Annotated in this window: 6 protein-coding genes and 1 pseudogene; all 7 read left to right on the forward strand. The window is 69.3% G+C overall.

From position 1 onward, the window contains the following. The first annotated feature begins 112 nt into the window (after window positions 1-112). Window positions 113-2,929 (forward strand): CRISPR-associated helicase Cas3', encoded by a 2,817-nt coding sequence (gene cas3 / locus ACIBBH_RS41915; protein WP_399414192.1) that lies wholly within the window; start codon window positions 113-115, stop codon window positions 2,927-2,929. A 194-nt stretch (window positions 2,930-3,123) separates the two neighbouring features. Continuing rightward, a complete protein-coding gene (casA, locus tag ACIBBH_RS41920) occupies window positions 3,124-4,665 on the forward strand; it encodes a type I-E CRISPR-associated protein Cse1/CasA (RefSeq protein WP_399414182.1) in 1,542 nt (513 codons plus the stop codon). Window positions 4,666-4,735: 70 nt separating this feature from the next. Continuing rightward, window positions 4,736-5,392: a type I-E CRISPR-associated protein Cse2/CasB gene (casB, locus tag ACIBBH_RS41925; protein ID WP_399414184.1), complete on the forward strand. Its 657-nt coding sequence runs from the start codon at window positions 4,736-4,738 to the stop codon at window positions 5,390-5,392. Window positions 5,393-5,435: 43 nt separating this feature from the next. Continuing rightward, window positions 5,436-6,602, forward strand: a complete 1,167-nt coding sequence (gene cas7e, locus ACIBBH_RS41930; protein WP_399414186.1) for a type I-E CRISPR-associated protein Cas7/Cse4/CasC — start codon at window positions 5,436-5,438, stop codon at window positions 6,600-6,602. Beyond that, complete coding sequence (gene cas5e / locus ACIBBH_RS41935) at window positions 6,599-7,438, forward strand: type I-E CRISPR-associated protein Cas5/CasD (RefSeq protein ID WP_399414188.1); 840 nt, start codon at window positions 6,599-6,601, stop codon at window positions 7,436-7,438. The genes cas7e and cas5e overlap by 4 nt, the downstream gene beginning before the upstream one ends. Next, the gene (cas6e, locus tag ACIBBH_RS41940) at window positions 7,435-8,121 is read left to right on the forward strand and encodes a type I-E CRISPR-associated protein Cas6/Cse3/CasE (RefSeq protein WP_399414190.1); all 687 of its coding nucleotides are present in this window, start codon (window positions 7,435-7,437) and stop codon (window positions 8,119-8,121) included. The genes cas5e and cas6e overlap by 4 nt, the downstream gene beginning before the upstream one ends. Beyond that, a pseudogene (gene cas1e / locus ACIBBH_RS41945) lies at window positions 8,118-8,771 on the forward strand (type I-E CRISPR-associated endonuclease Cas1e); the annotation flags it as partial. The gene cas6e and the pseudogene cas1e, both read left to right, overlap by 4 nt. Between the last annotated feature and the right edge of the window lie 91 nt (window positions 8,772-8,862).

Raw genomic sequence — 8,862 nt, forward strand, 5'->3', positions numbered from 1 at the left:
CGCTTCTTCTGTGAACCCATGACGGAGTCCTGTCCGGCAAAAGGGAAGGAGGAACCCACCAGACACGCCGCAATTAAGCAGCGACGCGCTACTAGCGCCCGTCGATCCCCAACTGTGGGGAAAGCAGCATGGGTTGCCGCGTGCGTATCCCGTGGTGTGCCATTTGCTGGATACGGCTGCTATGGCTGGTGCGCTGTGGGACGGTCTGCTGGGTCATGAGGCCGTCGAGCGGCTCAGCGGCGAGGTGGGGGTTGAGGCCGCTGAATTGCGGCGACTGGTCTGCCTGTGGGCTGGGTTGCACGACATCGGGAAGATCAGTCCGGCGTTCCAGCGCAAGTGCAGCAATTTGTATGAGGCGTTGCAGGCTGCGGATTCTGCGTACGGGCCGGCTTCGGTGGAGGAACTGCGTGATGCGCTGACTCTGGGGCATGACGAGGCCACGCACTGGGTGCTGGTGAGGATCTTCGAAGAGTTCGGCTATCCAACACACCCGCGGGGTGCTCACCGTGGGGTGGGGCACCAGGTCGCGCAGATGCTGGGTGGCCACCACGGCCGGTTCTGGCCGGCCATGTCGCGGCAGCAGGCCCGCCGACCGCGGCTGAATCATCCCGGTCTCGGGTTGGGTGTGTGGGAGGAGCAGTGCCGGGCTCACGCCGAGGTGGTCAGGCGGATGACGGGAAGCGCTGTCGTACCGCCTCGACACCTGCCCGCTTCCGTGGCTGTGGTTGTCGCGGGGCTGGTGATTGTCGCGGATTGGCTGGCCAGTCAGGAGGTCTTCATCGCGCAGCGGATGCCCGCCTCGGGCTGGAGCGCTGACGACGAGGGGCTGCTGGCTCATTGGGAGCGTTCGGTGAAGGATGCTCCGGCGGTGGTGCGTGAGGCGGGTCTGGGCCGGGCCGTCGTTCGGGAGCTGTCGTTCAGGGAGATGTTCGGTTTCGAGCCGAACGCGTTGCAGGCGTCCCTGGTGAAGGAGTTGCCGGAGCTGGTGCGGGGTCCGGGGCTTCTGCTGGTGACGGCTCCGCCGGGTGACGGCAAGACCGAGGCGGCGCTGTTCGGGGCAAGTGTGCTGATGCGTGCTGCCGGCGCGAACGGTGTCGGTTTTTCGTTGCCTACGATGGCGACGGCCGACGCCATGTACGAGCGGGTGCGGGCGTTCGCCGAGCGGACGCTCGACGGTGATGCTGCCCTGACGCGGGTGCACAGCATGGCCTGGCTGAGTGCGGACGCTGTCACGGATGCGGCCGGTTCCGCAGCCACCGCCGGCCCGGTGCTCTCCAGTGCGCATGCCTCGGTGGAGGCGGCCCGGTGGCTGCACGCGACGCGGCGCGGGATGCTCGCTCCGCTCAGTGTGTTCACGATTGATCAGGCCCTGGCCGGGGTTCTGCCTCTGCGGTACAACGTGCTGCGCATGCTGGCCCTGTCGGGGAAGGTCCTGGTCATCGACGAGGCGCACGCGTACGGGCCGTGGATGCACGCTCTGCTGCTGCGGCTGCTGGAATGGCTCGGTGCGATGGGAGCGCCGGTGGTGGTGCTGTCCGCGACGCTGACCGGGAGCACGGCGGGGTCGCTGCTGCAGGCCTACCGGCGGGGATGCGGCCGAACCGATGAGCTGCCGGTGGCCAGCCTGCAGCCGCGTTACCCGGGCTGGGTCTACGTCGACGGGGCGCCCGGCGGTGCTGTGAGTGAGCCGCGCGGGGTGCCGAGTGAGCGGGAGAGGGCGCTGGAGTTCCGGCTGCTGCCGGTCCGCCGGGATGCGGGTGCAGGCGATGTGCGGCATCGCTGGTCGGTGGTCAAGGAGTTGCTGCGGCCGGTCGTCGAGGACTGCCGTGGCACCGTACTGGTCTGCTGCACAACGGTGGCCGAGGCGCAGGAGACCGCTGCGGCTGTCCAGGCGTGGCTTACCGAACGCGCGGGTTCAGGAGCCGAGGTGCCCGATCTGCATCTGCTGCATTCCCGCTACCGGGCGGGGGACCGGCGCAGGATCACTGAGGTGTGCGAGACGTCGTTCGGGAAGACGGGACCGCGCCCCAGGGCGGCGATCCTGGTCGCCACACAGATTGTGGAGCAGTCACTCGACCTCGATTTCGACCTGCTGATCACTGATATTGCACCGCTGGCTCTTCTGCTGCAGCGCGCGGGCCGCTGCCAGCGCCACAAGCTGAACGGGTACGACCTGCACGGTGGGCAGCGGCCGGCCTGGGCGGCTGGTGATCCCCGGATCGTGGTGCTGAATCCAGTGAACGCCGAAGGGGAGTTCGAGCAGCCGAAAGCGTGGGGGTCGGTGTACCACGAGTCGCTGCTGCGGCGTACCAGTGAGCTGCTGGCGCAGCGTGCGGGGGGCCTGGTGCATGTGCCTGGGGATGTGCAGGAGCTCGTCGGCGCCGTGTACGCCGAGGAGTTCGGCGGTGATCTTGATGCGGAGTCCCGCAGGGAGCTGGAGGCCGCTGACGTTGCACGTCGTGCGCAGGAGGCGGCCGAGGTGCAACTGGCGGACATGGTGCGGGTGACGGCCCCGAAGGACACCGGGCAGGACCTGAGACGGCTGAGTGAGAGCCCGGTACCGGTGGACGAGGATCTGATCGCCACGCGGCTGGGTGCCGACTCCGAGCGGGTGATGTGCGCGTACGAGCAGGACAGCGGAAGGTGGACGCTGGACGAGGGCGGCGGCATTCCGGTGCCCGGCCTGAACGGCGAGGCGCGAGTGGGGCGTGACGGGGCGCGGCTGGTTGCGCAGTACATGATCCCGGCGCCCGGGCGTCGGTTCCGTGAAGGGGCTGAGCTGCTCGAGCTTCCTGACGCGTGGAAGAGGAACGCGGTCCTGAGGGACTGGAAGATCCTTCCGATGCGCCGCCGGACCAAGGGGGAGTGGCGGGGCACTGTACAGCGCGGAACGGCCCGGTATGGCGACTTCGGGCTGATTCTCGGTTAGCACAGTATCGCTTCGGCTTCTTTGGCTACCGTCGGTTCCGTCGGGTGACAGAACGAGTTCGGCTCACCCCCGCTGTCGCGGGGACCAGGCAACCGCACCACGAAGAAAACGGTTTTTGCGCAGTATCGCGGCTCACCCTCGCGCTCGCGAGGAACCTCAAAACGAGGCTACCGAACAAGGAGGTGGTCGTCCTCGTGGACCAGCATTCGCAGTTTTCCCTGTTATCCGAGCACTGGATGACGGTCCTGTGGGCCGATGGCCCACAGGACCGCCCGCCGGCGGTCGGGCTGAAGACCCTGCTCACACAGGCGCGGCAGATCAGGGCCCTGGCAGTAGGCCCGGCGCCCGCACTGTCCGCTCTTTACCGCATCCTGTACGCGATCACGGCCCGCGTCACCGGCCTCGACCAGGCACAGGACGGTCCCGACGAGTGGCTCGACCGCCGCGCGGAACTGCTGGAGAACGGACCCGATCCCGCCGCTGTCGATGCGTATCTCGATCCGCTGGCCGCACGCTTCGACCTGTTCGGGCCGCAGCCGTTCCTCCAGGACCCGCGGCTGGCCGGCGAGTGCCCCAAGGCGGCCGGCGTGAACAAACTCGTCCTCGGCCGCCCAGCTGGAAACAACTCCACTTGGTTCGGGCACCACTTCGACGACGCCCCTGCGCCCGTCGACTGCGCCGAGGCCGTCAGCCACCTGCTGATGTGGCTGTACTACGGACCCTCCGGCCGTTGCGCGACCCGCACAGTGGCAGACACCAGCGAGGCCAATGCCTCCGCCGGCCCGCTGCGTTCTACTCTCTCCTTCCACCCGGAGGGCGCGAACCTGTGGGAGACGCTCCTGGCGGGCCTCGTCCCGCCCGAGAGCACGGTCAGACCAGAGCAGGCCCTGTGCCCCTGGGAACGCGAGCAACCGTCTGACCCTCTTGCCCCGGCAACCGCCTATGCGGGCCCGTTGTCCCGGCTGACCGGCGGCTGGCAGCACGCCCTGCTCCTCGTCCCCGATGCCGACGCCCGGCATGTGACGGATGCCTACATCACCTGGGGCCACCGCGGGAAGAAGCCACCGACCAACGACGCGTACGTGATCTGGCAGGTCAGCCAGCAGGGAAACCCCTATGCCCGGCCCGCCGACTCCGGTCGCGCCCTGTGGCGGGACATCGACGCTCTCCTGCTCAAGGAACCCAGCGGCTCTCAAGCCGCGCGCCGGCCGGCCGTGTTCGCCACCGTCGGCGACCTCATGGACGACGACCGCATCAGCGTGCGCGCCCTCGGCTTCGAGCAGGACGGCAAAACCAAAGACGTGCAGTTCGTCCAGGCATGCACGCCCCGGCTGCTGAACCTGATGGAAGAGCGCCGCCCGCAGATCGCGCGCAGTATCGGCGACCTCCGCGTCGCCGGGGAACTGTACGGCCGCCGGCTCGGCCTCGCGGTCAAACGGGCCTGGGCCGAGATCAACAACGCGAAGATAGCGGACTGCGCCTGGGCCGAGCAGGCCGCCGCTCACTACTGGCCACGGGCCGAGCAGTTGTTCTGGACACGGGTGCGGGCCGAGGACTTCGACGGCGCCTGGCGCGGCTTTCGCCGCTTGGCCGAGGAAGCCTACGACGAGGTCACCGCCGGCCCGGCCCGCACGGCCCGGGGCGCGCGAGCCGTCGAGCACGCCCGCCTGGAGCTGTACGGAGGGCGGCGCGGGACCCGCGGCACTCCCTCTGCCGTCGCGCAGAAGACGGCCTGAGCCCCGCCGCCCTGAACAGGCACACGGCCCCATCACACCGCAACCTCATGTCCTGTTACGAGAAGGTGCCATGACCGCCATTCCCCACCAGACGCCACCCGCGGAGGACCCGCCCGGCCCGCACGCCCGCGCCCACCGGTTCGTCGCCCAGGTGCGGACCCTGTGCAAGGACGATCCCGGCAAACGGGCCGCCCTGCGCAGCGGCCTGGGCCGGCCCGTCGACGACTGCGCCCGCATGCACTGGGTGATCGCCGACCTCGTACCGGTCCCGGACCGGCACTACGACAGCACCGAACGCGCCTACTACGCAATCGCTGCGATGATCGCCTCCGTGCCCGGCCCGGTGTCCGCCCCGGCACATCCCGCGCAGACCTCGGCCATGCCGGGCACGGCGCGCCGCAACCTGGGCGAGTGCCTCGCGCAGGCCGTCGAGGCGGGCCTGATGCGGGAAAGCAGCGCCGAGTCCCGGCTCCGGCTGCTGACCAAGCAGAGTGTGGGCGGCCTGCACCGGCACCTGCCCTCCACGGTGAGGATCCTGGCCGGCCGTCCGGAAGGCGTCGACTGGGCCCAACTGCTCGTCGACCTCACATTCTGGGAGCGCGACCGGCCATGCATCACACGCCGCTGGCTGCAGGCGTTCTACCGCACCCGGCTGCGCAGGGACCAGCACAGCGCCGACGCCGCCGACCGAGAAGAACACAGCGCCGCCGCGCCTGCCGCCCAGTAGAACCCGCTTCCCCTTCTTCTTCTCATCCTGCAGGAGTTTTTCGATGTCCCAGACCCACGGCCACTTCATCGAGGCCCACATCCTTCAGAGCATCCCGTTCGCCAACCTCAACCGGGACGACACCAACTCCGTGAAGACGGTCCAGTTCGGCGGAGTCAACCGCACGCGCGTCAGCAGCCAGAGTTGGAAGCGCGCCATGCGGCTGCGGCTGCAGACCAAACTCGGCCAGGAGGCGCTGCGCACCCGGCGCCTGGCCGAGCGGATCGAACGCCACCTCAGTGACGAGCGCGGGTGGCCGCAGCCACTAGCCCGGCGAGCCGGCCAGCACATCGTCGTCGCCAGCAGCGTGGGCGGCGAAGCCCCGGGCAAGGACAAGGAAGACGACGCCTGGTCCTCCGCGGCCATGGTCTACGTGCCGGACACCGCCGTCACCCAGCTCGCCGACCTCGCGGAGCAGCACCGCGGCGAACTGGAAACGGCGAAGGACAGCAAGACGCTCAAACAGAAAGACGCCCTCGTTCCCACCGACGCCGTCGACGCGGTCCTGCGCTCCCGCAACGGCATCATCAATCTCTTCGGCCGCATGCTCACCCAGGTCGACGACGCCAAGGTCGACGGCGCCGTCCAGGTCGCGCACGCCTTCACCACCCACGAGACCGACACCGAGATCGACTACTTCAGTGCCGTGGACGACGTCACCAGCGACTGGGCCGACACCACCGGCAGCGCGCATATGGGCAACACCGAGCACAGCGCCGGCGTGCTCTACCGCTACGTCGTCGTCGACACCCGCGAACTGCTCCGCAACCTCGCTAACGACACCGGCTCCGCACGAGAACTGGTCACCGGGTTCCTGGACGCGGCCGTCCTGTCGCTGCCGCAGGCCAAGAAGAACTCCACCGCCCCGCACACCATCCCCGCCCTGCTCCACCTCGCCGTGCGCACCGACCGCCCCATCTCATACGCCTCCGCCTTCGAACAGCCCGTACGGGCCGGCCGCGACGGCGGGCACACCGAGCCTTCCATTGCCGAACTCGACGCCTACGCCACCGCCGTCAACAAGCTCCTCGGCGGCACAGGCATCCCCTACAGCGGCTACGCCTCCCTGGCCGCCAAGGACATCACCGGGCTCGGCGCCCGCGCCGACTCCTTCCACGACCTCATCCAAGCCGCCACCGACGCCGCCCTGCCCGCCGGAGACAACCAGTGACACCCCCCGCGCCCGCCGCCAACGACCGCGGCGGACTGCTGCTGCACCTGAGCGGCCCGCTGCAGTCCTGGGGAAGCAACTCCCGCTTCAGCACACGCGACACCACAGCCGCACCCACCCGCTCCGGCCTCATCGGACTCATCGCCGCCGCCATGGGACACCACCGCGACCACCCCCTCGACGACCTCACCGCCCTGCGCTTCACCGTACGCATCGACCGGCCCGGCACCCGACTGCGGGACTTCCACACAGTCGGCGGCGGCATGCCCCGCCGCCTCACCATCGCCACCGCAGAACGCAAACGCCGCAGCGGCGACACCGCCACCCTCGTCTCCCAACGCCACTACCTGCAGGACGCCGCCTTCACCGTGGCCGTCACCAGCAGCAACCCTCAAATCCTCAGGGACAGCGCACACGCGCTGCGCAACCCCCAATGGCCGCTCTTCCTCGGCCGCCGTGCCTGCCCGCCCAGCGGCCCCGTCCTGCTCGCCGAAACCGAGCACCCGATCCTCCCCCACCTGCTGCGCCTCCCGCTCGCCCGCACAGCCCCGCACCACGGCGCAGCCAAACCCGTGCCCGTCGACTTCACCGCCGACCAGCCCCTGACAGAGCAGCTCCACACGGCGGCCGGAGAATCGGCGGCAGCCCCCGACATCGAGGAACTCACCCAAGACGCACACGACGAGCCGGTCTCCTTCACCACACTCGACCGCCGCTACCGCTCCCGCACCCAGTACCGCATCACCTTGCCGCTCCCCGCCGACAGGTGCGCCGGACTCGGCCGCGACTACCTGACCGCCATCAGCACCTACCTCGAGCGGGAGGCCCTGCGGTGAACACCAACCTCATGGACACCGACGTGAAACCCGACCAGCAGACCGCCCTGTGGCTCACCCGCATCGTCCCCGATCCACGCGACCGCGACGCCCGCCGCGACATCCGCAGCGCGGTCGGCCTGCACCACCGCGTCATGCACCTCTTCCCCGACGGCCTCGGAGCGGACGCCCGCCACCAGACCGGCACGCTCTTCCGGCTGGACGAGACCCCACACGGCTTCAGCATCCTGGTCCAAAGCGCAACCCCACCCGACCTCTCCCGCCTCGCCCCCTCCTACGGCACCGCGCAGGCAAAACCCCTCACACCGCTCCTCAATACGCTCCGCAACGGCACCCTCGTCCACTACCGGCTCACCGCCAACGCAACCCGCAAACTCGGGAAAAACACCACCGCCGGCCGACCCGGCCAGGTCGTCCCCCTCCACGGCGAGGAAGCCGAACAATGGTGGGACCGCCAAGCACACCAGAGCGGACTGGCCCTGCACAGCACCAGGAGCACCCGGCTCAGCGACGCACACGGCGAACGCGGCAGCGACAAAGCGAGAATCACCCACGCACGCACCCGCTTCGACGGCACCGCAACCATCACCGACACCCAAGCCCTCATCGCACGCATCACCGCCGGCATCGGCCGCGGTAAAGCGTACGGCTGCGGCCTGCTCAGCATCGCCGCCGCCCGATGAGCGCCCCCATACGAGCCAGACGCCAACTGGCCGCACCCGCCGCCGCGATGATCCCCCGCATCGCAGACTCCCTCTCCTTCCTCTACCTGGACGCCGCCCGCATCGTTCAGGACGACACCGGCGTCGACGCCATCATCAAGTCCAAGACCGGACCACACCGCGTCGCCATCCCCACAGCCGCCCTCAGCTGCCTGCTCCTCGGCCCTGGAACCTCCATCACCACCCGCGCCCTGTCCACCCTGGCCCGCCACGGAACCACCGTGATCTGCATCGGCGCGGGAGGCGTGCGCTGCTATGCGGCGACCGTCCCCGACGGCATGCCCAACCGCTGGCTCGAGACACAGGTACGGGCCTGGGCCGACGACACCCAACGCACAGCCGTCGCCCGACGCATGTACAACCACCGCTTCGGCGACACCGCGCCCAAGGACACCACCATCGCCCAACTACGCGGCCTGGAAGGCCAGCGGATGAAGGCGATGTACCGCCTCCTCGCCCAGCAACACCGGGTGCGCCCCTTCAAACGCTCCTACGACCCCGCAGACTGGGACAGCCAAGACCCCGTCAACCGCGCCCTGTCCGCAGCCAACACCTGCCTGTACGGCATCACCCACGCAGCGATCACCGCCATCGGCTGCAGCCCCGCCCTAGTAGGGCTTGGTCAGTTTCACTCGTGAGTGGCATGTCTGTTGGGCTGTGGGTGTCGTTGTGGTGGTGTGACACCTGGGGAGATGGCCGAGG

This window comes from Streptomyces sp. NPDC051636, assembly GCF_044453765.1.
In the GTDB taxonomy this organism is placed as follows: domain Bacteria; phylum Actinomycetota; class Actinomycetes; order Streptomycetales; family Streptomycetaceae; genus Streptomyces.

What these genes read in the sequence shown, in the direction of transcription:
- cas7e (WP_399414186.1), top strand. Translation starts at nt 5,436, where the DNA reads ATGTCCCAGACCCACGGCCACTTCATCGAGGCCCACATCCTTCAGAGC.
- casB (WP_399414184.1), top strand. Translation starts at nt 4,736, where the DNA reads ATGACCGCCATTCCCCACCAGACGCCACCCGCGGAGGACCCGCCCGGC.